Annotated in this window: 20 protein-coding genes, 2 tRNA genes and 2 pseudogenes; 15 read left to right on the forward strand and 9 right to left on the reverse strand. The window is 64.5% G+C overall.

All coding sequences use genetic code 11. The annotated features are described in order from the left end of the window. Positions 1 to 68 precede the first annotated feature (68 nt). Positions 69 to 1,285: pseudogene (gene wecB, locus BBJ41_RS05465) on the reverse strand (non-hydrolyzing UDP-N-acetylglucosamine 2-epimerase). Positions 1,286 to 2,611: 1,326 nt separating this feature from the next. Here wecB and BBJ41_RS05470 point away from each other — a divergent pair. Next, positions 2,612 to 3,705: pseudogene (locus BBJ41_RS05470) on the forward strand (hypothetical protein). Between the two features lie 49 nt (positions 3,706 to 3,754). Beyond that, on the forward strand, positions 3,755 to 5,572 hold the full coding sequence (glmS, locus tag BBJ41_RS05475) for a glutamine--fructose-6-phosphate transaminase (isomerizing) (protein WP_069745654.1): 1,818 nt from the start codon (positions 3,755 to 3,757) through the stop codon (positions 5,570 to 5,572). Between the two features lie 136 nt (positions 5,573 to 5,708). Here the strand turns inward: glmS and BBJ41_RS05480 are convergent, their stop codons facing one another. Then, positions 5,709 to 6,023: a hypothetical protein gene (locus BBJ41_RS05480; RefSeq protein ID WP_069745655.1), complete on the reverse strand. Its 315-nt coding sequence runs from the start codon at positions 6,021 to 6,023 to the stop codon at positions 5,709 to 5,711. Positions 6,024 to 6,317: 294 nt separating this feature from the next. On the opposite strand from BBJ41_RS05480, the gene BBJ41_RS05485 reads away from it, so the two are divergent. The 3 genes from BBJ41_RS05485 (at position 6,318) to BBJ41_RS05495 (ending at position 8,792) form a co-directional block, all read left to right on the forward strand. Continuing rightward, entirely contained in the window at positions 6,318 to 7,010 is a 693-nt protein-coding gene (locus BBJ41_RS05485; RefSeq protein WP_069745656.1) for a hypothetical protein, read from the forward strand. Between the two features lie 25 nt (positions 7,011 to 7,035). Then, positions 7,036 to 7,413, forward strand: coding sequence for an Imm1 family immunity protein (locus BBJ41_RS05490; RefSeq protein ID WP_197680893.1), 378 nt, complete (start codon positions 7,036 to 7,038; stop codon positions 7,411 to 7,413). Positions 7,414 to 7,517: 104 nt separating this feature from the next. Then, positions 7,518 to 8,792 (forward strand): IS256 family transposase, encoded by a 1,275-nt coding sequence (locus tag BBJ41_RS05495; protein WP_371295762.1) that lies wholly within the window; start codon positions 7,518 to 7,520, stop codon positions 8,790 to 8,792. Between the two features lie 85 nt (positions 8,793 to 8,877). On the opposite strand, the gene BBJ41_RS05500 is transcribed toward BBJ41_RS05495, so the two are convergent. The 3 genes from BBJ41_RS05500 to BBJ41_RS05510 all read right to left on the reverse strand — a co-directional run bounded on the left by BBJ41_RS05500 (position 8,878) and on the right by BBJ41_RS05510 (position 10,530). Continuing rightward, positions 8,878 to 9,276 carry a hypothetical protein gene (locus BBJ41_RS05500; RefSeq protein WP_156814745.1) on the reverse strand — a complete coding sequence of 133 codons (399 nt, stop codon included), beginning with the start codon at positions 9,274 to 9,276 and terminating at the stop codon, positions 8,878 to 8,880. Positions 9,277 to 9,450: 174 nt separating this feature from the next. Then, a tRNA-Arg gene (locus BBJ41_RS05505) sits at positions 9,451 to 9,527 on the reverse strand. Between the two features lie 172 nt (positions 9,528 to 9,699). Then, positions 9,700 to 10,530, reverse strand: coding sequence for an undecaprenyl-diphosphate phosphatase (locus BBJ41_RS05510; RefSeq protein WP_069745658.1), 831 nt, complete (start codon positions 10,528 to 10,530; stop codon positions 9,700 to 9,702). Positions 10,531 to 11,016: 486 nt separating this feature from the next. Between BBJ41_RS05510 and BBJ41_RS05515 the strand changes: the two genes are divergently transcribed. The 5 genes from BBJ41_RS05515 to BBJ41_RS05535 all read left to right on the forward strand — a co-directional run bounded on the left by BBJ41_RS05515 (position 11,017) and on the right by BBJ41_RS05535 (position 16,511). After that, positions 11,017 to 11,928: an aldose epimerase family protein gene (locus tag BBJ41_RS05515; RefSeq protein WP_069745659.1), complete on the forward strand. Its 912-nt coding sequence runs from the start codon at positions 11,017 to 11,019 to the stop codon at positions 11,926 to 11,928. Between the two features lie 132 nt (positions 11,929 to 12,060). Then, a complete protein-coding gene (locus BBJ41_RS05520) occupies positions 12,061 to 12,762 on the forward strand; it encodes a peptidoglycan DD-metalloendopeptidase family protein (RefSeq protein WP_069745660.1) in 702 nt (233 codons plus the stop codon). A gap of 367 nt (positions 12,763 to 13,129) precedes the next feature. Continuing rightward, positions 13,130 to 14,749, forward strand: a complete 1,620-nt coding sequence (locus BBJ41_RS05525) for an acyl-CoA synthetase (protein ID WP_069745661.1) — start codon at positions 13,130 to 13,132, stop codon at positions 14,747 to 14,749. Positions 14,750 to 14,812: 63 nt separating this feature from the next. Then, on the forward strand, positions 14,813 to 15,136 hold the full coding sequence (locus BBJ41_RS05530) for a DUF2288 domain-containing protein (protein WP_069745662.1): 324 nt from the start codon (positions 14,813 to 14,815) through the stop codon (positions 15,134 to 15,136). 10 nt (positions 15,137 to 15,146) lie between these two features. Beyond that, entirely contained in the window at positions 15,147 to 16,511 is a 1,365-nt protein-coding gene (locus tag BBJ41_RS05535) for an MATE family efflux transporter (RefSeq protein WP_069745663.1), read from the forward strand. 19 nt (positions 16,512 to 16,530) lie between these two features. On the opposite strand, the gene BBJ41_RS41090 is transcribed toward BBJ41_RS05535, so the two are convergent. Then, positions 16,531 to 16,707, reverse strand: a complete 177-nt coding sequence (locus BBJ41_RS41090) for a hypothetical protein (protein ID WP_163012818.1) — start codon at positions 16,705 to 16,707, stop codon at positions 16,531 to 16,533. Positions 16,708 to 16,843: 136 nt separating this feature from the next. On the opposite strand from BBJ41_RS41090, the gene BBJ41_RS40220 reads away from it, so the two are divergent. Next, positions 16,844 to 17,014 carry a hypothetical protein gene (locus tag BBJ41_RS40220; RefSeq protein ID WP_006476323.1) on the forward strand — a complete coding sequence of 57 codons (171 nt, stop codon included), beginning with the start codon at positions 16,844 to 16,846 and terminating at the stop codon, positions 17,012 to 17,014. 215 nt (positions 17,015 to 17,229) lie between these two features. Here BBJ41_RS40220 and BBJ41_RS05540 read toward each other — a convergent pair whose 3' ends face one another. Together BBJ41_RS05540 and sixA are read right to left on the reverse strand one after the other, a co-directional pair. Further along, the gene (locus BBJ41_RS05540; protein WP_011351620.1) at positions 17,230 to 18,036 is read right to left on the reverse strand and encodes a GNAT family N-acetyltransferase; all 807 of its coding nucleotides are present in this window, start codon (positions 18,034 to 18,036) and stop codon (positions 17,230 to 17,232) included. Positions 18,037 to 18,206: 170 nt separating this feature from the next. Then, entirely contained in the window at positions 18,207 to 18,668 is a 462-nt protein-coding gene (gene sixA, locus BBJ41_RS05545) for a phosphohistidine phosphatase SixA (protein WP_069747598.1), read from the reverse strand. A 160-nt stretch (positions 18,669 to 18,828) separates the two neighbouring features. Here sixA and BBJ41_RS05550 point away from each other — a divergent pair. Then, positions 18,829 to 18,905: transfer RNA gene (locus BBJ41_RS05550), tRNA-Pro, on the forward strand. A 253-nt stretch (positions 18,906 to 19,158) separates the two neighbouring features. Continuing rightward, positions 19,159 to 19,593: a hypothetical protein gene (locus tag BBJ41_RS05555; RefSeq protein WP_069747599.1), complete on the forward strand. Its 435-nt coding sequence runs from the start codon at positions 19,159 to 19,161 to the stop codon at positions 19,591 to 19,593. 66 nt (positions 19,594 to 19,659) lie between these two features. Here BBJ41_RS05555 and ppx read toward each other — a convergent pair whose 3' ends face one another. Beyond that, positions 19,660 to 21,174: an exopolyphosphatase gene (gene ppx, locus BBJ41_RS05560; protein ID WP_069745664.1), complete on the reverse strand. Its 1,515-nt coding sequence runs from the start codon at positions 21,172 to 21,174 to the stop codon at positions 19,660 to 19,662. A 279-nt stretch (positions 21,175 to 21,453) separates the two neighbouring features. Between ppx and ppk1 the strand changes: the two genes are divergently transcribed. Beyond that, on the forward strand, positions 21,454 to 23,517 hold the full coding sequence (gene ppk1 / locus BBJ41_RS05565) for a polyphosphate kinase 1 (protein WP_069745665.1): 2,064 nt from the start codon (positions 21,454 to 21,456) through the stop codon (positions 23,515 to 23,517). Positions 23,518 to 23,632: 115 nt separating this feature from the next. Then, a protein-coding gene (locus BBJ41_RS40225) for an IS3 family transposase (protein ID WP_156814746.1) occupies positions 23,633 to 25,014 on the forward strand; the annotation gives its coding sequence in 2 pieces (ribosomal slippage) (positions 23,633 to 24,113 and positions 24,113 to 25,014; 1,383 coding nt in all). The last annotated feature ends 63 nt before the right edge of the window (positions 25,015 to 25,077 follow it).

Consider the following 25,077-nt stretch of genomic DNA (forward strand, 5'->3'; position numbering starts at 1 on the left):
GCCTCCCGGCCGGACCGGATCCTCGCAAAACCGCACCGAACGGCGCGGCCGCTACGGCGTCATCGCGCTCACCGCGACCTCAACGCCTGCAGCCCCAGCGTCAGCGCGTTGTACGGCATCTCCGCGGCGCCCATCGAGAAGCTCGTCGTCTTCGCGGTCACCCCGACGTACGCATCAGCGCGTGAACGATCCGCTCGCTGGCATGGCCGTCGCCGTACGGATTGCTCGCATGCGCCATCTCCTCGTATGCGCTGTCGCTGTCGAACAGCCGCGACGCCTCCCGGACGATCCGCTCCCGATCGGTGCCGACGAGCCGCGCGGTGCCGGCCTGAATCGCTTCGGGTCGCTCGGTCGTGTCGCGCGTGACGAGCACCGGTTTGCCGAGCGCCGGCCCTTCTTCCTGGATACCGCCGGAATCGGTGATGATGAAATGCGCGCGCGACATCAGGAATACGAACGACAGATACTCCTGAGGCTCGATCAGGTAAATGTTCGGCACCGCGCCGAGCATTGCGCGCGCCGGCTCGCGCACGTTCGGATTCATGTGCAGCGGATAGACGAACTGCGCATCGCGATAGCGGTTCGCGAGCGCGCACAGCGCCTCGCAGAAATGCCGGAACGGCTCGCCGAAGCTCTCGCGGCGATGGCCGGTGATCAACACGGCGCGGCGCGACGGATCGAGAAACGGGAAATTCGCGGCCACCTTTTCCGTGAGCGCGGAGGTGTGATCCAGCATGCGCTTGACCTCGTGCAACGCATCGATCACGGTATTGCCTGTCAGCACGACCGCGCCCCCCGGAACACCCTCGCTGAGCAGGTTGTCGCGCGCCTTCCCGGTCGGCGCGAAATGCCACGACGACACCGCATCGGTCACGCGGCGATTCAGTTCCTCCGGCCACGGCGACCAGATATCGCCGCTGCGCAACCCGGCCTCCACGTGCCCGACCGGCAGGTAACGGTAGAACGCCGCGAGACTGACCGCGAGCGTGGTCGTCGTATCGCCGTGCACCAGTACGACGTCCGGGCACAATTCGTCGAAGACCACGCCGATCTCCCGAAGAATGCCGGTCGTCACGTCGGTCAGCGTCTGACCTTGCCGCATCAGGTCGAGATCGTAGTCGGGCTTGATGTCGAACAGCGTCAGCACCTGGTCGAGCATTTCCCGATGCTGCGCGGTCACGCACACCCTGGCGTCGACATCCGGGTGCGCCTTCAGCGCGCGCACCAGCGGCGCCATCTTGATGGCCTCGGGCCGCGTCCCGAACACAAGCAAGATCTTCTTCATCGTTATCCTCGTTTAGCCTCCTTGCACCGAACGGCCCCTTACACGGCGCAAAGCATGTAGTCAGGCGGCGCCTCCCGTACTCGCGCGCGATCCACACGTAGATGTGTCGCGGGGCGAGCGCGCCGTCCTGTCCGCGCGGTCTACGCCACGCGAATCGTCTTACCACCAGCGTCCCGTTGCACTGATCAGTCAAGTCATGAGTCGTTCCTCGTAGTGTCGAGCGTCACGCTTGTTCGTCACGTCACCTCCACTACAGCAATATTCAAACCACCCGCCCTGCGGCCGGGCTCGATTCGCGCAGCGCACGCGGCTCACGTGCGGACGTTTCGGAATGTTTCACAACTGCTACGGGCATCGCACCGCCTCGCAAGCGCGATACGGACAAACATCCGGTCATGTGCGCGATCCGTCCGACCGCGTCGTCCGATGAATGGCGCAATCATGTCCAGCGCCGATTGCGGAGCGCGACTCGCCCATCTTCAGATGGCGCTTTGCGTCGTCTCGATTCGCAACTTTTGTCTGTGCAGTACGCGGCACTCGATCGACGTCCGGCCGGAGTCTCACACGAAGGGTTTCCCCGACACGCCACGGTGATTGCGTCACATGAATCGACGGGTCCGGAAATGTTGCGAATGTGTAACGCAGATCCCGAACGAGGTCGTTGTATCGGAGTCCCGTTCATTCGTCGTATGCGATCACCGGAACCGTCCCGGTTCCAATAACGATGCGCACGCAACCACTTTCGCACGATGCGCCAACCACCCCGAGCCTCGTCCCGCAAGGCGGCACGTGTTCGGCAGACGAATCGCTCGCCGCATGACGCGTGCCGGCCGTGGCGCCGGCCGCACGCGATCGGGCCGCTTGCGAACCGGCTGATTCGCCGATGAATCAAAACATGCCGCCACCGCCCGGCACGCATGCTCGGCCCGCTCCCCGGCCCTTGCCGCACGGGGCATCGCGGCCGATGGCTCACGCCTTGCTTAATGCCAAAGAGGCGTGTCCCGACGCACTCGCACGTCAGCAGACAGACGGGGCGCCCAAGCAACGAAGCCGGGAGGCGACGCGATCCGTCCGCCTGGGACGAAAGCCAGCCGCTGCAGCGTGACGAACGCGCCGCCGCTTCCCGTCGACATCCGCGCGATCCGCGGGCCGCGTTCACCGCTCATGCGACGAACCGGCTTGCGGTCGCGCGTAACGGCACCAGCCTCAAGTCCACCCGCATCCAGGTGCACTGAGCCATACAGTCGACACGCTCGCCGGACGCGACGCGGCCAACGCCGCATCCGGCGACGATTGCGAAGGACCACCGCGCAGGAGCCCCCGATCATGAACCGGCCCGCGCTTTTCCCGGCCGCACGCGCATGCGCGGCGGCCGCCCCCGGCTGCGCCGCCTGTGGCGCGTCGCCTGTTGTACCGTCACGTGCGGCTTCGCGCTGCACGCGAGCGCTGCGGAGCTCCAGCTCAACGACTTGTACCAACGCCCCGACGGGGCGATCACCGTGCGCCTGAACGGCGCCGGCATCGATCCGTATTTCGCGGCAAAGGCGCTGCTCGCCGCCGCCGACGCCCAACTCGACGCGCATCAGGCCGCGCTCGCGTGGATCGCATGGTTGTTGCCGCGCCAGCGTCCGGATGGCAGCTTCGATTGCTTCTGTGTGAAGAACGGCCGGTACCGCGCATGCGCCGAAGCCGACGCCGATGACGCGATGATGGCGACCTGGATCGAACTGCTCGTCCGCTTCGCGCCCCCCAATGGCTTGCCCGCCGCATGGGAACTCAGCCTGAACCGCGCGGGCAAGCATCTGGACACGCTGCTCGACAAGCTTGCCGGCGTCTATCAGATCTCGTCGTCGCAGCACGTCGCGCTGCTGATGGACAACGTCGAGGTACACAGCGCATTCCAGGCGCTTGCGGCGTACTACGTCCGGCGCGCCGACTACGCGCATGCGGGCCCGTGGAGCCAGCGTGCCGACCGGCTCGCATCGGCGATCCTGAAGGTGTTCTGGCGCGGCGCGCAATCCGGCTTCCGCGCCAGCACGCAGCACATCAGCGACACGAGCTTTTATCCGGCGAAAGTCGCGCAGATTTTCCCGCTCCTGTCCGGCATTCAGGTACCCGAACAATCGAACGAGACGATCTATGCGCAATGGATGCGGAAATACGGCAAGACCTGGCTGCAACTGGCCGGCACCGATTACCCGTGGGGCTTGATCGCGCTGATCGCGTTCAAGATGAACGACTGGAACACGGTTGCCTGCTGGCACGCGCGATCCGGTCCATATCGCCACGGCACGCACTGGAACGTACTGGAGGAATCGCTTTATCTGGCATTCGAAAGCCGGATGACCGATCCCGTCGCGCCCGCTCGATGCGGATTCACGACGGCGGCAACAACGGCAACGGCAACCGCATCGCGCTGACGCAACGGCGCACGCGGTCCATGACGATCAACAGGGAAGGAGACGGGTCATGTGTGGCATCGTCGGCGCGGTCGCGCAACGGGATATCGTCCCGATTCTGATTGAAGGTTTGCGCCGCCTCGAGTATCGCGGCTACGATTCGTGCGGGGTGGCGACGGTGGTTGACGGCCAGGCGCGACGCGAGCGCAGCGTGTCGCGCGTCGCCGATCTCGACGCACACGTGCGCAGCACCGGCCTGACCGGCAGCACCGGCATCGCGCACACTCGCTGGGCGACGCATGGCGCACCGGCAACCTGCAACGCACATCCGATCTTTTCGCGCGACGAAATCGCGCTCGTGCACAACGGCATCATCGAGAACCACGAAACGTTGCGCAAGCAACTTTCCGACGAGCACTACGAATTCGACGGCCAGACCGACACCGAAGTCGTCGCCCACCTGATCCACAGCAAGTACCGAGGCGACCTGCTCTCCGCCGTGCGCGATGCGACGTCGCAGCTTCACGGCGCCTACGCGATCGCGGTATTCAGCAAACACGAGCCGCAGCGGCTGATCGGCGCGCGGGCCGGCTCGCCGCTCGTGGTCGGCGTGAAGGATGGCGAATGCTTCCTCGCGTCCGATGCGCTCGCGCTCGCCGGTATCACCGACCGCTTCATCTTCCTCGAGGAAGGCGACATCGTCGAGCTGACGGTGGGCGGCGTGCGGGTGCTCGATCGCAGCGGTGCGCCGGTCGAGCGTGCGATACAGACCGTGTCCTCCGCGCAAGGTGTCGTAGAACTCGGACCGTACCGGCACTTCATGCAGAAGGAGATTTTCGAACAGCCGCAAGCCGTGGCCGCGACCATTCCCGATGCGGGGCTGTTCGACCCGGCCATATTCGGACCCGATGCGGCGCGGGCGTTCGAACAGATCGACAACGTGCTGATACTCGCGTGCGGTACGAGTCACTACTCCGGCCTGACCGCCCGCCGCTGGCTCGAAACGATCGCACGCGTGCCCGCGCAGGTCGAGATCGCGAGCGAGTACCGTTACAGCGACGCGCTCGCGCTGCCGAATACGCTGGTGGTCAGCGTGTCGCAATCCGGCGAGACCGCCGACACGCTCGCCGCGCTCAAGTACGCGCAAGCGCTCGGTCACATCGACACGCTGGCGATCTGCAACGTGCCGACCAGCGCGATGATGCGGCAGACCGGCCTGCGGTTCCTGACGCGGGCCGGCCCGGAAATCGGCGTCGCGTCGACCAAGGCGTTCACGACGCAACTCGTCGCGCTGTTCATTCTTGCCGTCACGCTCGGACGGCTGCGCGGTTATGTCGACGATGCGCAACTCGCGCGCTACACGACGCAGTTGCGGCGGCTGCCCGGTGCGCTCGACGACGTGCTCTCACTGGAGCCGCAAATCGAACGCTGGGCGGCGGAATTCGCGCAGCACGAGAATGCGCTGTTTCTCGGGCGCGGGCTGCACTACCCGATCGCGCTCGAAGGTGCGCTGAAGCTGAAGGAGATTTCGTATATCCACGCGGAAGCGTATCCCGCGGGCGAGCTCAAGCACGGACCGCTGGCGCTCGTGACCCACACGATGCCGGTCGCGACGATCGCACCGAACGATTCGTTGCTTGAGAAGCTGAAGTCGAACATGCAGGAAGTGCGTGCGCGCGGCGGGCAGCTTTATGTGTTCGCCGATGCCGATACGCGGATCGACAATAGCGAAGGCGTGTCGGTGCTGCGGATGCCGGATTACTACGGGCTGTTGTCGCCGATCCTGCATGTGGTGCCGTTGCAGTTGCTCGCGTATCACGCAGCTTGTTTGCGTGGCGCGGATATCGACAAGCCGAGGAATCTGGCGAAATCGGTGACGGTGGAGTGATGGGTTCGGGTAACGCGCGGGATAGTCGGAGAAGGTCTTGACATGCGAGGATTGGCTCGCCCTGCACGACTCGATCAAGTGGCCTACGGTCTGAAAGAAGGCCGTAGGCTGCGGTATTGATCGACATCCCGCACCCTCAATGGCTTGACGTTCCCCTGCTGCGCCAAGCCTTCACTGCTTCCATGACCTTCTCGCCGAGCTCCCGATCGCGGTTGCGCTCCTTGTACGGAGACAAGCTCCGCTCGACGATAGGCACACTGTTGTGGATGTCCTGCGCCAACCAATTCAGGAAGAGCCGCCCCTGCTCCTTGAAGCGGCGACGCTCGTCTTCGTTGAGTTCGATAAGCCACGAGTAGCCGAATGCGCCGTGGTCGCAAGCGGCATCGAAATACAAGATGTCGCCTTCTTCGAGCAGGAACCAGACGGGGGGAGCGTGATCCACGACCTTCATGCGATGTCACCTCGATGCGGGCAGGTTCGGCGGCACCCCGAACAATCCCGCCCGTGAACGATGTTTTGCTTCCCGGCGCCGGCAGAAGCGCGTGCAGTTTTGTCCAAGCCGGGCAAAGGCTTTGAGTCCGAGCGACCGTTTTCGCGCAGAATCGTACATCGCTTTACGCTGCTGATCGGGTCGGCGATGCCTCCCAAACCATTGGTGTTACCCTGCCGCATGAGTTGGGCGACCGCACCTTTCGGGCACGGTTTGCAGCATGGATCGAGTGATCCTGATTGACATGGAGTTGCAATGGCTATGGTTCGTTCCGGTATCGTCGGGGTCGCCCTGGCATTACTGATCAGCGGGGTCAATGCGGCGATCGATAGCGATCAGACGGCTATCTCCGCGGCGCAGGCCGCCGACATGATTATCGCCGTCGTCGTGAAAGGCGATGAAGCGAGCGTGCGCCCGCTGAGCATCTATTGGAAGGATTCCAACGGTCAGCCGCTCGATTTCTCCGACGCTCCCTATGTCGGCGACAGTCTCACTAAAGCACTGACGCACAATCTGCTGAGGCATTTCAGTTCGGATGATGAGCCCGATCACGCCCGGAAAGAGCAGGCTGTCGCTACGTTTGCCCATGCGGTTGCTTCAGCGGTCCGTCGCTCGGCATGCCACACCACCGGGGGCACGGTGACGCCCTATGCCGAACCCCATCTCGGAGCGTCGGCAACGGTCACCTATGAATGTCTCGTCCCTGACGCCGCGAAGGTAATCCTGCCGCTCGACTTCCCGAACGACAGCAGCATTACGGTGGACCAGTTGATCCAGGAGGCCACCGCTCTCGATGCCGCACCGGCGGAAAAGCGGATCTCCGCGACCATGAAACTGCAAACGACAGCCGACGGGAAAACCTGGGGCTCCCCCGCGATGGGCGGGGTCCTGGCGACCGTCCTTGACGGAATCGCCGGCGCTCTCGCGCCGGGATCCAAACACCCATAACGCGACTGTTCGCAGCGTGCCCACGATGACCGTGTCGATCTCGTTCAATGGCTGTACGGAAAGCATCGTCTCGCTGAAGGAACTGGGCGAGGCGTTGAACCGTTTTGATGAAGTGCCGCAGTTTGAGCTTTGGGTGTCAGCCGCAGATGGACCCAGCATGTGCATGCTGCGCAACTGCGAGCACGCGTGGCTCATGTACCTGCGTCATGAGGGTGACAGTGGCTTTACCTCGATCGGTAAGGCAGGCCAGCCCGGCAACGAAGAATACACGTTGAGCAACGGTCAAAAAGACGAGTACCCGGTGGCGTGGTGCATTCAGGTGGAACAGTGCTACAAGGCCATCGCAGACTTCTATGTAAATGACGGCGCGCGACCGGAATGGATCGACTGGCTGGAGAGCTAGTCGTGGGGTGTGGGCTCAACCTTCCACCGAAGGTTGGGCAGACGAAGGGGACCTATCCGTCATTTTGTGGGCGGGGCATATCATGAGGTGTAAAAGCCATGGATATGCCGATGAAGAAGAAAAGACAAACCGTAGCGCGTCAGGCAGCGGCCCGCGGGCCGCTGCCTGAGTTGCCCAAGGAACTGCTGGACCAACTGGTCAAGGGGCCGATGACGCCGACCGAGGTCCAGGATCTGATGCTGGCGTTCAACAAAGCGATCATCGAACGCGCAATGGGCGCCGAGATGAATCTGCATTTGGGCTACCCGTCCGGCCAGTCCAAGCCTACCGGGCAAGCCAACGAGCGCAACGGCGCCAGCGGCAAGACGGTCATCACCGATCGTGGCCCGGTTCGGGTCGAAGTCCCCCGCGATCGCGACGGCAGCTTCGAGCCGATTCTGATTCCCAAGCACGAGCGCCGCTTCACCGGCTTCGACGAACGCATCATCGCGATGTACGCCCGCGGCATGAGTGTGCGCGAGATTCAAGGGTTTCTGGCCGAGCACTACGGCACCGAAGTGTCGCCCGACTTCATCAGCTCGGTCACCGACGAGGTGATGGCCGAGGCGCTGAGCTGGCAGAACCGCCCGCTCGAGCCAATGTACCCGGTGGTGTTCTTCGATGCGCTGCGGGTCAAGATCCGCGACGACGGCGTGGTCAGCAACAAGGCCGTCTATCTGGCCTTGGGCATCCAGGCCGACGGCCAGCGCGACGTGCTGGGCCTCTGGATCGAGCAGACCGAGGGCGCCAAGTTCTGGCTCAAGGTGTTCAACGAACTCAAGACGCGCGGCTGCCAGGACATCCTGATCGCCGTGGTCGATGGCCTGAAGGGGCTGACCGAGGCCATCAGTGCAGCCTATCCGCGGACAACCGTTCAGACCTGCATCGTGCATCTGATCCGCAACAGCCTCGAGTACGCCAGCTACAAGGACCGTAAGGCGCTCGCCACAGCCCTGCGCCCGATCTACGCAGCCGCTAGCGAAGAGGCGGCAAGGCAGGCGTTACAGGACTTCGCCGACGGCCCGTGGGGCGAGAAATATCCGACCATCGTGCAATCGTGGCAGCGCGCCTGGGAGCACGTCATACCGTTCTTCGTGTTTCCGCCGGAGATTCGACGGGTCGTGTACACAACGAATGCCATTGAAAGTCTGAACATGCAACTGCGCAAGATCATCAAGACCCGTGGTCACTTCCCCAATGACGAGGCGGCGATCAAGCTGCTCTGGCTGGCGCTGCGCAACGTGCTGGCCAAGACCGTGCGGGCCGCCTTCGACTGGAAATCAGCGATGAACCAGTTTGCTATCCTGTTCGGCGAGCGATTCACGCAGGCGCGTGGATAACCTGTTGTTCAACCGCCTCGCCCACAAAAATGCGGACAGGTTCGACGAAGGCGGCCAAATGCTGCGACGCGGCTTGAGCGATGACTTAATTCGGGCTTTTCCCGCCTTTGATCGCATCCGCACTTCTCAGCAGCGCCTCGCAATCATGACGCCATGAACTCCCCTGCTCGGCGACGATCGCTCGGTATGCATCTTGAATGAGCCTCGGAAGGTCAGGATGCTTTAGAACGGCATTCAAGCGCTCTTGGTCTGCTCGCGAATCGAACTCGACTTCCTTGCGGAGACCCAGATCGTATCGACTGGCATTAACGGCATCCCGTTCGGCACATATTTGGGTGATCGCAGCCATTTCAGCATAGATGGCTACGCTGTCTTCGATGGAGATTTCGCATTTGGCATCGCCAGGACATGGCGTTGTCGCGCGCGTCGCGATCGCGAACACCATCAGAAACGAAACCGCTGCGGGTCGAATTTCTCTTCGCATGTCTTTAACCGTTCCACAGCAATCGCAACGACTGCACCATAACGGCCGCGCAATCCGATGTCTTTGTCATCGGGGTGCGCCAGCCCACGCGAGAACCGTATGCGATGAAGACCGACCCTGCAACCCACCGAGGGAAACAGACAGCGTACAACCCGTTGATCTGCCGAGGAACATTGGCCCGCCCTACTGGATTCGAACCAGTGACCTACGGCTTAGAAGGCCGTTGCTCTATCCAACTGAGCTAAGGGCGGTCGAGGAGAAAAGACACGGCCTGACGCGGACCGCATTTGGCACGAACCTTCGAGCAATAGCAACCGCGCCACCGAACTCGAAGCCCCGAAACGAAACGGGCCCGGTATGTAACCGAGCCCGAAATTATACCCGATCATCGCGTCACCTCACGCGACGCCGGCCATCACAGCATCAAACCGGCTGCGGATGCAGCATGAACCAGCCGAGGCAGAACACGCCGGCGATCACGCAATACACGCCGAACGACGCGAGCCGGCCGCGCCCTTCGAAATAGCGCATCAGGAACCGCACGCTCAGGTACGCGGCGATCGCCGTCAGCACGCCGCCGAGCAGCGCGTCGGCGAGCTGGTCGCGCGCATGGAACAGCTTCGGCAGTTCGAGCACGCCCGCCGCGAAGATGATCGGCGTGCCGAGCAGGAACGAGAACTCCGCCGCCTTCTCTGCCGTCAGCCCCGCCGCGTTGCCCGCGATCATCGTCAGCCCGCTGCGCGAAAAGCCCGGAATCAGCGCGCCGATCTGCGCAAGGCCCACGAAGAACGCCTGCTTGAACGTCATCTTCTCGGGCGCCTGATGCGCGCGGCTGCGCTGGATGCGATCGCCGAGCCACAGCAGCACGCCGTTCACGATCAGCGCGATCGCGACGATCCGCAGGTCGTGAAACACGCGTTCGATGCGTTTCTCGAGGAGCAGGCCGACGATGCCGGTCGGGATCGTCCCGATGATGAGCGCCCACATCAGGTGCCCGTCGTCGTTCTTGCGGCCGCCGAGCTGCGCGAAGAAGCCGGTGATCAGCGCGATCCAGCGCGCGCGGAAGTACCACAGCAGCGCCAGCGCGGTGCCGAGGTGCAGCGCCACGAGGAACGGCAGCAGCTGCGGCGCGTGCTTGTCGATGTGCATGCCGAACAGCGCCGGCACGAGCAGCGTATGGCCAAGGCTGCTGACGGGGAAGAGTTCGGTGACGCCCTGCAGGACGCTCAGGAATACCAGAAACCAGAGACTCACGCGTCGGTCCTTTTAGTGAAAATTAAGCGGGAAGAAAGACGGACGACGCGATGCGCGTCCGAAAAAACGCGCCCCGATTATGCCGAGCCAGGATTACTGCGCCAAGGCATTTGGCTGGATATTGCGGCAATGCACACAAACGCTTGCAACTTGTAAGCACACAGAAAGCAAAAAGCCCGCCATTTGCATGGCGGGCCTTTCGACTTCGGCAGGAATTGCCGTCAGCGGCCGAGCTGATAGAAAAATAATACCGTGCTGCCGGTGAACATGCCGAACAGTGCGAGTCCCATTGCCATTGCCAGATCCATGGCGCCTCCTCGAAGTGTCATGACCCGGCAACATCACCGGTTTAGAGGCATTATCCCGACCGTTGACAGTCTTAAAAACTCGCGATTTCCCGAGAAGGGTTTTCCCGGACCGCATCGCGCCCGATAATGGAGCGCGCCGTCGCGCAGTGTTCCGTCCACCCGTTCAGCCCGATCCGCCATGCCGATCTTTCAGCAACACGACATTCACGAACTTCACGCCGGCCCTTCGCTCGTCCGGGTCGCCCCGCAATTCGGCGGCCGCCTGCTGTCATGGCACGTCGACGGCGAACCGGTCATCTTCTGGCCGGAAACGGCCGACTGGAGCAATCTCGCGCGCGTACGCGGCGGCAATCCGCTGCTGTTCCCGTTTCTCGGCCGCCACCGCGTCGACGGCGAACTCGGCCGCTGGCGCGACGCCGCCGGCGTGGTCCGCGACCTGCCGATGCACGGTTTCGCGCGCGACCTGCCGTTCGCCGCGCAACCGTCGGCCGACGGCGCGGCGTTGTCGATGACGCTCGACGCGAACGACGCGCTGCGCGCGAGCTATCCGTTCGATTTCCGGTTCGAAACGACCTACCGTCTCGCCGACGCGCACACGCTCGACGTCGCGCTCACGACGACCAATCGCGGCGACACGCCGCTGCCCTACTACGCCGGCCACCACTTCTATTTCGCGCTGCCGCACGGCGAACGCGCCGACACCACGCTCGAGCTGCCGCCCACGCGCCGTTGCATGCAGCGCGCGGACGGCTCGATCAGCACGCCCGAGCCGGGCGAAGCGCATTACCGCCTCGACGATCCGGACATCCTCGACCGCTTCCACTGCCTCGACGGCGAGCCGTCCACGCCGGTGCGCATCGTGATGCCGGGCCGTCGCCGCACGATCGAGATCGCGCTCGACGTGCCGGGCTCGATCCCGTGGTACGCGGTCACGACCTGGACCGAAAAGCCGGAATCGGACTTCTATTGCGTCGAGCCGTGGCTCGGCCTGCCGGATGCGATCCACAACGGCCTCGGGCTGCGCATGCTCGCGCCGGGCGCGACCGAAACGGCCACGCTGCGAATTCGCGTGGTGCCGCTCGCCGGCTGATACGCCGCGCGCCGAAGCGGCGCGCGACAGCCCCCGCAACGGCCCAAACTGCGGTACACGGGTCGAACCCGTTAAAATCGGACGTTTTGTGTTGCCTGCCGCGTCATCAGCGGCAGGGTTTTGCGAGGTTCAATGTTCGGAACAACAACGAAGCGACTCTTCGCAGCCGCCTGCGCCGCCCTGCTCGTCGCGTGCGGCTCCGCGCCTGTCGGCCCCGGGTTCTACCGCGTCGAGCGCGGCGATACGCTGTACAAGATCGCGCGCGACAACCGCACGTCGGTACAGAACATCGTGCGCTGGAACCAGATGACGAACCCCGACGCGATCGAAGTCGGCCAGGTGCTGCGCGTCGCGCCGCCGCCCGGCACGACGACCGCATCGACGCCGTCGACCACCGGCACCGGCAGTGCCGGCCGCGCCCGCCCCGCGCCTTCCGCGCCGGTCGAATCGGCCGTCAAGCCAGCCACGAGCATCGCGCTGATCTGGCCGGCGGCCGGCAACGTGGTCCGCACGTTCGACGGCTCGAAATCCAAGGGCATCGATATCGCGAACTCGCCGGGCACGCCGGTGGTCGCGGCCGCGCCGGGTGTCGTGGTCTACGCGGGTAACGGGTTGCGCGGCTACGGCAACCTGATCATCCTCAAGCACAACGCCGACTATCTCACCGCCTACGCGCACAACCGCGCGCTGCTGGTGAAGGAAGGTCAGTCGGTCACGCAGGGGCAGTCGATCGCCGAGATGGGCAACAGCGACAGCGATCGCGTCGCGCTGCATTTCGAGCTGCGCTACGGCGGCCGGTCGATCGATCCGTCGCGCTACCTGCCGGCGCGCTGAGCGCGGGCAGTCGACACGCGATGCCGATGTGCATCGCGTGCCGTCTCGGGCAAAATCGGGAAGGTTGAATCAGCGCTTGCGCAGACGGCCGGTAAACCGGCCGGACAACGGATCGACGTGGCGCGCGAACGCGACCAGCAAGCCGATTCCGATCAGGCTGAACCCCGCAGCAATCAGAAGCAAATCCATGGTCCTATCACTGTTGTGTCGTGATCTTATGCGTCATTCCGGAATCGTGCACTGAGCAGTACCAAACAGACGAGTCCGCACATTCCCTATCATCAGACGCCATTGTGGTTTCGCCCGCGTGAAATCCTGATGTAATCCGCGCGACCGGCGCCATGATCGGCACCAAGGAGACAACCCGATGCTGCCCGCCGCCGACCGCTACGACGACCTGCTCTCCCGCTTCGCATGGGACGTTCCGGCGCGCTACAACATCGGCGTCGACGTCTGCGACAAATGGGCGGACGGCAGCGGGCGCCTCGCGCTGATCCATGAAACGGCACAAGGCGACGTTTCACGCTTCACGTTCGACGACCTGAGGAATGCTTCTAACCGGCTCGCGAACAGCTTTGCGCGCGCCGGCCTGCGCCGCGGCGACCGGATCGGCATCTTTCTCGCGCAGGGCCCGGAAACGGCCATCGCGCACCTTGCCGCGTACAAGCTCGGTGCGATCGCGGTGCCGCTCTTCACGCTGTTCGGCGTCGATGCGCTCGAATACCGTCTCGCAAACAGCGAAGCGGCCGCGCTCGTCACCGACGCGGCCGGCTACGCGAAAATCGCGCCGCTGCACGCGCAGTTGCCGGCGCTGCGCACCGTCTATTGCGTCGGCGACGATGCACCCGATGCGCCGGGCGTATTGCGCTACGACGCGGCGCTCGCGGCCGAATCGCCCGAGTTCGTGCCGGCCGACACCGCCGCCGACGATCCTGCGGTGATCATCTATACGTCCGGTACGACCGGCAAACCGAAAGGCGCGCTGCATGCCCACCGCGTATTACTGGGCCACCTGCCGGGCGTCGAGATGTCGCAGCAATGCTTCCCCCGCGACGCGCGGCTGTTCTGGACTCCGGCCGACTGGGCATGGATCGGCGGCCTGCTCGACGTGCTGCTGCCGTCATGGCATCACGGCGTGCCCGTGCTCGCCCGCCGCTTCGAGAAATTCGACAGCGAAGCGGCATTCGCGCTGATGGCGCGGCACGGCGTGACGCACGCGTTCCTGCCACCCACCGCGCTGAAGCTGATGCGCACCGTCCCGGCACCGCGCGAACGCTACGCGCTGTCGCTGAAATCGGTCGCGAGCGGCGGCGAATCGCTCGGCACCGAGTTGACGGCCTGGGGGCGCGAAGCGCTCGGCGTCACGATCAACGAGTTCTACGGGCAGACCGAATGCAACATGGTGCTGTCGTCGTGCGCGGCGCTGTTCGATGCGCAGCCGGGCGCGATCGGCAAGGCGGTGCCCGGTCATGCGGTCGCGATCGTCGACGCCGACGGTACGCCGCTGCCGCCCGGCGTCGAGGGACGCATCGCGGTGCGCCGCCCCGATCCCGTGATGTTTCTCGAGTACTGGCGCAATCCCGGTGCGACGCGCGACAAGTTCGCGGGCGACTACCTGCTCACCGGCGATACGGGCACGATCGACGCCGACGGCTTCGTGCGCTTCGTCGGCCGCGACGACGACGTGATCACGAGCGCCGGCTACCGCATCGGCCCGGGCCCGATCGAGGACTGCCTGCTCACGCATCCGGCGGTGCGGATGGCGGCCGTCGTCGGCGTACCGGACGCCACGCGCACCGAGATCGTCAAGGCGTTCGTCGTGCTGAACCCCGGCTACACCGGCGACGATTCGCTCGTTCGCGCGCTGCAGGCGCACGTGCGCACACGGCTCGCCGCACACGAGTATCCGCGCGCGATCGCGTTCGTCGACAGCCTGCCGATGACCGCGACCGGCAAGATCGTGCGCCGCGCGCTGCGCGACGCGTGAGCGCCCGCGGCGCCCCCGGCCGGATGGTTTATAGTGGCGCCACGCAGTCTTTCCAATACAACGATGTCCTCTGAACACCAACCCGCCGCGGGCGCGTCGCACAGCCCGCTCTACGCCAAACTCCTCGGTGAGACCGCCAAGATCGACTGGTGCGATCTCGAACGCTTCTTCGCGCAGGGCAAGCTGCTGTCCGTCGCGCGCGATCTCGACCTCGTCAGCGTCGCGGAAGCGATCGCCGGTGACGAATCCGACCAGGTCACGCGCTGGCTGTCCGCCGGCCTCGTTGCACGCATGCCGGCCGAGACCGCCGCCGACTACGCGGCGCGCAACCCCGAGCTGTGGGCCGTCGTCGTGTCGCCGTGGGTGTGCGTGCAGGAACGCGCCTGACGCTTCCGCCATGTCCGAATCCGCGTTACCGCACGGGGCCGGCACCGGCTCGGCCACCGTCACGCACCGGCGCGTCCTCGCGCTCGCGTTCCCGATCGTCCTTGCGAACCTGACCCAGCCGATCCTCGGCGCCGTCGACACGGCCGTCGCCGGCCACCTCGACGGCGCGCAGTATCTCGGCGGCGTCGCGCTCGGCGGGCTGTTCTTCAATTTCGTGTTCTGGGGCTTCGGCTTCCTGCGGATGGGAACGACCGGCCTCGTCGCGCAGGCACACGGCTCCGGGGACGCCGCCGGCATCCGTCTGAACCTGCTGCGCGCACTGATCGTCGCGTTCGCGCTCGGCGCCGCGGTGCTCGCGCTGCAGGTGCCGCTGCTGTCGTTCGCGCTGTCCGCGCTCGGCGGCAGCGATGCCGTCCGCGCGACGGCGCTCGCCTACAGTCACGCACGGATCTGGAGCGCACCGTTCGCGCTCGCGAACTACGTCGTGCTCGGCTACCTGCTCGGCGTGCAACGGGTGCGGCTTGCACTCGTCGCGCAGGTGTTCATCAATGCGGTGAACATCGGCGCGGTGCTGCTCTACGTGTATGGCTTCGGATGGGGCATCGCCGGCATCGGCGCCGCGACCGCGACCGCGGACGCATGCGGCTTCGCGCTAGGCGCGTGGATGCTGTGGCGGCTGCGGCCCCGCGGCCTCGCGCCGATCGCGGTGCGCGCCCTCGCCGATCGCGCGGCGCTCAAGCGGTTGATCGTACTCAATCGCGACATCTTCCTGCGCACGCTGTGCCTGCTCGGCGCATTCGGCTGGTTCGCGCACCTCGGCGCGAAACAGGGCGACGCGACGCTCGCGGCGAATGCGCTGTTGCTGAATTTCCAGACCTTCATGGCGTACGGCCTCGACGGCTTCGCGCATGCGGCCGAAGCGCTCGTCGGCGCGGCAGCCGGCGCACGCGACCGCCGCGCGTTCAGGCAGGCCGTGCGCGTCACGCTGCTCTGGTCGGCGCTCGGCGCGCTGCTGTTCGCGCTCGTCTACTGGGCGGCCGGCGGCTGGATCGTCGCGCGCCTGACCGACCAGGCGGAGATTCGCGCGGTCGCGCTGCGTTACCTGCCGTGGGCTGCGATTTCGCCGATCGTGTCCGTGTGGGGCTTCCTGCTCGACGGCGTATTCATCGGCGCCACGCAGACGCAATCGCTGATGCGCGCGATGGTCGTGTCGTTCTCGATCTTCATCGCGGCCACGCTCGCGGCCGTCGGGACGTTCGGCAATCACGGGCTCTGGTTCGCGCTGCTGCTGTTCATGGCCGCGCGCGGCGCGACGCTCGCACGCTACCTGCCGGGGCTGTTGCGGCGCATCGGCACCGACGCACAACACGCCTGAAGGCTAGCCAGGCCGAGCGTTACTGCACGGGTTTCGGCGGCGGCGCGTCGAGCATCGACGGCGGCGTCATGTCGGTCGGCACGCCGTGATAGTCGGCCGGATCTTCCGGCGGATGGCCGCGGCGGGCCTGATGAGGATCGCTGGTGCAGCCGGCGAGAATGGACGCGGCCAGCACGGCCAGCATGAAACGGGTCATCGGGTATCGCTCCGGAAAACGGCGCGCCCATCGCGCGCCAGAACCGCGCCGAGTCTAGCGGAATTCCGGCTTCGGAGTCGCGCCGCGCATGTCCTACTATGTACGCATGGCGCTTTGCCGAGGAAAGGAGGCTGCCATGTCGTCTGAAGAAATTGCGGGCCTGATCGGCTTGTTCATTGGTCTGATGGTGCTGGTCGCGCTGTCGTACTTCGAGTCGCGCGAATACAAGCGCAGCCACGAAGGCGAAGGGATGATCCACCACTGGATGGCGGAACACCACCTGCTCGACTGGCGGCGCAAGCACTGAGCGAGCCGCCCTGCCGTCCGGCCCGTCTCGCAACCGGGCCGTTCGTGAACGTGCCACCCCGTGGCACGCCGGGACGCGCACACCGATCAAATTAACAGGGCCAGACACACGCGCATTGACCGAATGCACGAACGCCGTCGCATGGCAGGCTGCCGCGCGACGGCGTTCGTTTGGCGCGCGCCCGCCGAGAACGGGCGCTACGCGGTTCAGACGGCTCAGCCCAGGAAGTGACGGGCGTAGCGCGCGTTGATATCGGACAGGCGAAACAGCGTCAGGAAATCCGCGCAGTTGAAGTCGGGATCCCAGGCCGGCGCGCCGCAGATCTTCGCACCGAGACGCAGGTAGCCCTTGATCAGCGGCGGCGGCGCCACGACGGTGCCCGTCTGCAATTCGTCGACCGGCAGCGCCGTGTGCGGGAACGCGCGGTACTCGGGCGCCGTCAGCGAGCCCGCCGACAGCGACTGGTACAGGTTCGCCGCATAGTGGCCGCCATCGGCCATCGACACGCTCGCGCAGCCGAGCATCGTCTCATAGCCGTTCTGCATCATGTACGCGCCAAGACCGCCCCACAGCGCCATGATGACGGCGCCGCTGCGGTAGTCGCTGTGCACGCACGAGCGGCCGACTTCGACCATCTTGCCGCGCAGGTGCGTGAGGCGCGACAAGTCGAATTCGCCTTCGGCGTACAGGCGGCCGACACGCGCCGCCTGATGCGGCGGCAGCACGCGATACGTGCCGACGACCTTCAGCGTATCGAGATCGCGCACCAGCAGGTGATCGCAGTACGCATCGAACGGATCGACGTCGAGACCGGAGGGGCCGCTGACCTGCGCGCCCATTTCTTCGGCGAACACGCTGTAACGCAGACGCTGCGCTTCGCGCAGTTCGTCTTCCGTACGTGCCCACGCAGCGCGCAGGCGATACTCCGATGTGACGGTTTCAGCAGCGCGCGGCAGGTGACGCCGCGACGTGTCGAGGGGAAGCGAGGCAAAGGGGAGCGTAGGCGTCGGCAGTTCTCGCATTAGGCTTTCCTGGTCGTAAGGAATAAGACGACATGCCCGCCAATGTAGTAATCGGCCGTGACCGTTATGTGGCACGACCGTGTCCTTTCAATGACGTGTCGCCGAATTGACTTTAGCAGAAAGCTTGCAGAACCGTATGACGAAAGCCTTCAACCCGCTTCAGGCGGGCTTCACACCAGTTCGGGCGTCAATACCGCCTTCAGCACGGCCTGCCGGCTGCCGTCACGCGTGCGGCTCGCCAGCCACACGATTCCCCCCTTCTTGACGCTCCAGCTGTCATCGCTGCCGGCGATCAGTTGTGCAGCGACGCTGCCGAGCGTCGGCTGGTGCCCGACGATCACGACCGTCGGCGCGATGCCCTCCGGCCAGCCGGCCGCCGTCAGCACGTCGTCGACGCTGCCGCCCGGCGCGAGCGCGTCGACGGTCCGGTACTGGTCGGTCAGCGCCTCGACGGTCTGCACCGTGCGGGCCGCCGGGCTCGCGAGAATCACCGCGTTCGTTTCGAGCCGGCCGCGCAGCCATTTGGCCATTGCCTGGGCATCCTTGCGGCCGCGGACGGTCAACTGCCGCGCGAAATCGCTCGCCGCATAGTCTTCGGCTTCGGCATGGCGCCACAGGATCAGGTTCATCATGATTTTCTCCTTGCTTCGGCGCCCGGCTCCGCGCACATGCATCCGGGCCGACCGATCACCATGCGAATTGTCGCAAACGCGGCCGGTTCACCGCCGCGGCATTTACCCGCATATCGTGATTGACCAAATCAGTAATTAGACGATAGAATCTTTGGCTCGTCGGAGCGTAGCGCAGCCTGGTAGCGCATCTGATTTGGGATCAGAGGGTCGTAGGTTCGAATCCTATCGCTCCGACCAAAGGAATCAAGGGGTTACGGTTAAACACCGTAGCCCCTTTTCCATTTCCGGGCCCGCGTCTCGCCCATCCGGATTCGCAATTTGCAGCAATCCAGTCAATTGTAGGCTGCAGGGATCATCAGGGCATCGATGTCGCACGCGTCGGCGAAAGCCCGACTGCCGACGACACGCGCTGCCTGTCACGCCGCACCAAGCCCGCGCACGCCCCTTCCGGGAACACGCGATAATGCGCGTGAACAACCCGCATCCGCGCATGAAAAACAACATTCTCAAGACCATCCTCTGCGCCTCGCTGCTCGCGCTCGCGACTACCGGCACCGCGTCGGCCAAGGCGCTCGACGACGCGCTCGACTGCCACTCGACCGGCCACAAGTTCGTCGCGCCGCTGCTCGCCGCCGGCGACATCCAGTCGGAGCCGATGCACGTCGAATCGAATTCGGTCAACGCATTCCGCACGGCCCGCTCGCTGACGGCGTATGGCTTCGGCGTCTATGTCGTGCTCGGTTACCAGGCGAACGACCCGATCTTCCGTCCGGGCGACGGCACGCCGATCGGCGACTGGGCCTACGGCGTCGTGGTACGCGGAACGAAGAGCGCGGTGGAGGAAGCCGTGCGCAAAGCCGGCAGCGACGCGACCGTCAAGCAGGCGTTCCCGTTCCTGACGGCGATCGTCTGCTCGTCGGACTGAACGGCCTGAAAAAGCGATCGCGCAGCGCGCCCGCAGGTACGCGCCACACCGCCCGCCGACGCGCGGTTACGCGCCCGTATAGACCACGCGATACGGAATACCGACCTTCTCCCACTCGGCAGCCTCCTGGCTGAGGCTGTAGTCGGTCAACGGGTTCTGTTCGACCCAGGCGCTCGGCAGGCGCACTTCATACCCGCCCTTCTTCATCTGCGAAACGGAAATGTCCGGCAGCCCGGCATCGGTCCGGCGCCGGCACAGCAGCGCCGCGAGCCGCAGGCAGAACAGCAGCGGCCACTCGACCTCACGCGCCTGCGACAGCTTGCCGAGCTTGCCCGCGTGACCGAGCACGAGCGCGGCGAGCCGCGCCTGGTCCGTGCGCGAAAAACCCGGCATGTCCGCGTTGCTCGCGATATACGCCGAATGCTTGTGATACGAGCTGTGCGAGATCGACAGGCCGATCTCGTGCAACGCGGCCGCCCAGCCGAGGAACATCCGCGCTTCCTCGCGCGCCTCGTCGTCGGCTTCATCGAGTTCGTCGTAGAAACGCGCGGCGAGCGCGCCGATCCGCTCGGCCTGCGCGCGATCGACGCCGTAGCGCCGCGTGAAGCCCTCGACGGTCACCGCGCGCATGTCCTCGTGCTGAGTCCGGCCGAGCAGGTCGTACAGCACGCCGAGACGCAGCGCGCCGTCGGTCGTGTCGACATAGTCGACCCCGAGCTCCTCGAACACCGCGAGCATGATCGCCAGGCCGCCCGCAAGCACGGGCACGCGGTCGGGTTTCAGCGCGATCAGCTTCAGCCGGTTGACGTTCTCCGACTTGATCAGCGCCCGCTTCAGGCGCTCGAGGCCGCCGCGCGAAATGCCGTGCGTGATGCCCGGATCGTTGAAGCCGTTCGCCTCGACGAGTTCCGCGAGCGCGCGTGCGGTGCCCGACGACCCGATCGCCTGGTCCCACCCGGCCTTCTTGTACTCGCTCGAAATGATCTGGATCTCGCGCTTGGCCGCGAGTTCGGCCTGCCGCATCGTGTATTCGTCGACGTTGCCGGCCGGGAAGAAGGTGCGGCTATGGCTCACGCAGCCGATATAGAGGCTCTCCATCACGATCGGCGTGTAGTGCGAGCCGATGATGAATTCGGTCGAGCCGCCGCCGATGTCGACGACGAGCCGCTTGCCGGCGCTCGCCGGCACCGAGTGCGCGGCGCCCGCATAAATCAGCCGTGCCTCTTCGCGACCCGCGATCACTTCGATCGGGAAACCGAGCGCCGCTTCGGCCTCGCCGAGAAATTCGCCGGCGTTCTTCGCGACGCGCAGCGTGTTGGTCGCTACCGCGCGCACGTGATCGGGATGGAAATCGCGCAGGCGCTCGCCGAACCGCTTGAGCGCTTCCCAGCCGCGCTCCTGCGACGCGCGATCGAGCATCTTGTCGCTCGACAGGCCGGCAGCCAGCCGGACGGGCTCGCGCAACGCATCGACGGGATAAATCTGGCTGCCCGCCGGCGTTTCCTCGACGCGACCGACGATCAGCCGGAAGCTGTTCGAGCCGAGATCCACGGCAGCCAGCAAGTGGGGGGTTGTAACCATCAGAATGGGGCTCCGTGCGCGTTCACCCGCAGCAGCCGTTCCTGCAACACGGGGCGATCAATCAAAGGCGACATTTTAAGCGTGGAACGCTTGCCATTGCCACGCTTCACGGGCATGCACACTGCTCGATTGTATATAGCCGAAACTTTTATGAGACGAATCGGTTACAGCGTAGAATTTCCCGATATAACTACATTATTGTCATCAGCACGTCATCGTACCGTGAGAGTTTCCGAGCGTCCTTTCGAATCATCGCCTGAATTTCCCCCTACTCTGCCGATGTCCGTCCGTTACCCGCTTCTCAATCGTGAACTCGGCATCCTCGGTTTCAACGAGCGCGTGCTGGCCCAAGCGGCCGACCCGCAAGTCCCGTTGCTCGAACGCCTTCGCTTCATCTGCATCACCAGCAGCAACCTCGACGAATTCTTCGAAGTCCGGATGGCCGGCCTTCAGGAGCAGATCCGCGACAACCCCGGCGCGCTGACGCCCGACGGCATGTCGTTACAGCACGCTTACGATCTCGTCGTCGAACGCGCGCAACGGCTCGTCCATCGACAGTACACGATGCTGCACGAAACCGTGCTGCCCGCGCTCGAACAGGAAGGCATTTACTTCCACGCAAGCGACACGTGGAACGACGAGCAGCTCGAATGGGCACGGCGCTACTTCCTCGACGAGCTGCTGCCCGTGCTGACGCCGATCGGCCTCGACCCCGCCCACCCGTTCCCGCGCGTACTGAACAAGAGCCTGAACTTCGTCGTCGAGCTCGAAGGCCGCGACGCATTCGGCCGCCAGGCCGTAATGGGGATCGTGCAGGCGCCGCGCGCGCTGCCGCGCGTCGTGCGCATGCCGCACGCGCTGTCAGGCTTCGAGCACGGCTTCGTGCTGTTGAGCTCGTTCATGCAGCGCTTCGTCGGCGAACTCTTTCCGCAACTCGTCGTGAAGAGCTGCAACCAGTTCCGCATCACGCGCAACAGCGAACTGTTCGTCGACGAGGACGAAATCACGAACCTGCGCGTCGCGCTGCAAGGCGAACTCCCCGCGCGCCACCTCGGCAACGCGGTGCGCCTCGAGGTGTCGGCCGACACGCCGGCACACATCGTGCGGCGCCTGCTCGAGGAAAGCGAACTCGGCGAGAAGGATTGCTATCGCGTCGCCGGCTCCGTGAACCTCGTGCGCCTGATGCAGATTCCCGATCTCGTCGACCGCCCCGACCTGAAGTTCACGCCGTTCACCGCGTCCACCCCGGCCGCGATCACGAACGCGCCGACGATGTTCGACGCGATCGACAATGGCGACATCCTGCTGCACCACCCGTACGAGAGCTTCCAGCCCGTGCTCGAACTGCTGCAGCAGGCCGCGAAAGATCCAAGCGTCGTCGCGATCAAGCAGACGATCTACCGCACCGGCACCGATTCGCCGCTGATGGACGCGCTGATGGAAGCCGCGCGCAACGGCAAGGAAGTGACCGTCGTCGTGGAGCTGCTCGCGCGCTTCGACGAGGAAACCAACATCAACTGGGCCTCGCAGCTCGAAGCTGTCGGCGCGCACGTCGTGTACGGCGTGGTCGGCCACAAGTGCCACGCGAAGATGATGCTGATCGTGCGGCGCGTCGTGCGGGCCGGCAAGGCGTCGCTGCGCCGCTACGTGCACCTCGGCACCGGCAACTACCATCCGCGCACGGCACGCCTCTATACCGACTTCGGGCTGATGACGGCCGACCAGAAGATCTGCGAGGACGTCCACCATGTGTTCCAGCAACTGACCGGGATCGGCGGCGAACTCACGCTGCACGAGCTGTGGCAGTCGCCGTTCACGCTGCATCCGCGCATCATCGAATCGATCCGTGCGGAGATCGACAACGCGCGAGCCGGCAAGCGTGCGCGCGTCGTCGCGAAAATGAACGCGCTGCTGGAGCCGTCGGTGATCGCCGCGTTGTACGAAGCGTCGCAGGCCGGCGTGAAGGTCGACCTGATCGTGCGCGGCGTCTGCGCGCTGAAGCCCGGCGTACCCGGGCTGTCGGAGAACATCACGGTGCGCTCGATCGTCGGCCGCTTCCTCGAGCATCACCGGATCTACTATTTCCACGCGGGCGGCGCCGAGGATGTCTATCTGTCGAGCGCCGACTGGATGGACCGCAACCTGTTCCGCCGTGTCGAAGTCGCGTTCCCGATCCGCGAGCGCAAGCTCAAGCGGCGCGTGATCGCCGAAGGTCTGTCGGTGTGCCTCGGCGACAACCAGTCGGCATGGCAGATGCACAGCGACGGCCACTACCGCCGGCGCCGCGCGGGCAAGACGATCCGCAACGCGCAACTCGGGCTGCTCGCGAAGTTCTGTTCGTGAGTGGGCCGGCAGTGCGGCGCCGATTGCGCACCGCGTCGCCGCCAATAAAAAACGCAGCCCGAGTGAACTGCACCCCAAAAGTTGGACATCGATCCAACCTTTGGGGTGTTTTTTCATGACGAAGTACAACGAGCAGTTCAAGCGGCAAATCGTAGACGAGTACCTTGCCGGCAACGCTGGAGTGAAGGCGTTGGGCAAGCGATACGGCCTGAGCTATACGCTAGTGCACCGGTGGGTCGCCCGGTATCGTGAGCACGGCGTTGCCGGACTGAGTAAGAAATACAGCCACTATGATGAGCAGTTCAAGCTTTCGGTTTTACAGCGTATGTGGCGCGATGAGCTTTCGTATCGCGAGGTCGCGACACTATTCAACATTCGTGGTGACCGAACCGTGGCAACTTGGGTGCGCTTGTATCATGACGGCGGTATAGATGCTCTGAAGCCTCGCCGACGAGGACGCCCGCCCAGCATGAAGCCTGAACCAGACATGAAACCGGAGTTCCCGCTGCAGCCCGATGAGGCACGCACGCCGGACACGCTCTCACGCGACGACCTGCTCAAAGAGAACGAATATCTGCGTGCGGAGGTGGCGTACCTAAAAAAGCTCGATGCGCTGCTGCGATCAAAGGAGCAAGCAGCGCCAAAGAAAAAGCGCAAATAGTGCGCGAGCTCAGGCAATGCCATCCGATAGCAGCCCTTCTGAAAGCAGCAGATCTGGCGCGCAGCACGTTCTACTATCAGTTGAAGGTGCTGGATGCCGGTGATCGACATGCCGATCTCAAAGCCAGGATCCGGACCGTGTACGAGCATCACCAAGGTCGTTACGGCTATCGGCGAATCACCGCCACAATCCGGCAGGCAGGACACGCGATCAACCATAAGACCGTGCAACGACTGATGGGACAATTGCGACTGAAGTCCTTGGTGCGCCCAAAGAAATACCGCTCCTGGCGAGGCGAAGTTGGTCGTGTCGCGCCTAATCTGCTGCAGCGCAAGTTCGATGTCGAGCGCCCGAATCAGAAATGGGTAACCGACGTGACTGAGTTCAACGTCGGTGGCCAGAAGCTGTACCTGTCGCCAGTGATGGATCTGTACAACGGGGAGATCGTCGCCTATCAGATGGATCGACGGCCAAGCTTCGAGATGGTCAGCCGTATGCTGAAGAAGGCGCTGACCAAGCTTGGACGCAAGGATCGACCGCTGCTGCATTCGGATCAGGGCTGGCAGTATCAGATGCCAGCGTATCGTCGGCTGCTTGGCCAGCACGCGTTGACGCAGAGCATGTCACGCAAAGGCAACTGCTTGGACAACGCCGCGATGGAGAGCTTCTTCGGTACGCTCAAGTCAGAGTGCTACAGGCTGCAACGCTTTGCTAGCGTCGAACAGTTACGCGATGCGTTGGATCGCTACATCCATTACTACAACCACGATCGCATCAAGCTCAAACTAAAAGGGCTGAGTCCCGTTCAATACAGAACTCAGCCCTTGGGCGCCTAGCCTTCTTAAACTGTCCAACTTTGTGGGGTCAGTTCACGAGGGCTGCGTTTTTTTTCTCCTGAC

It is taken from the genome of Burkholderia stabilis (assembly GCF_001742165.1).
In the GTDB taxonomy this organism is placed as follows: Bacteria; Pseudomonadota; Gammaproteobacteria; order Burkholderiales; family Burkholderiaceae; genus Burkholderia; species Burkholderia stabilis.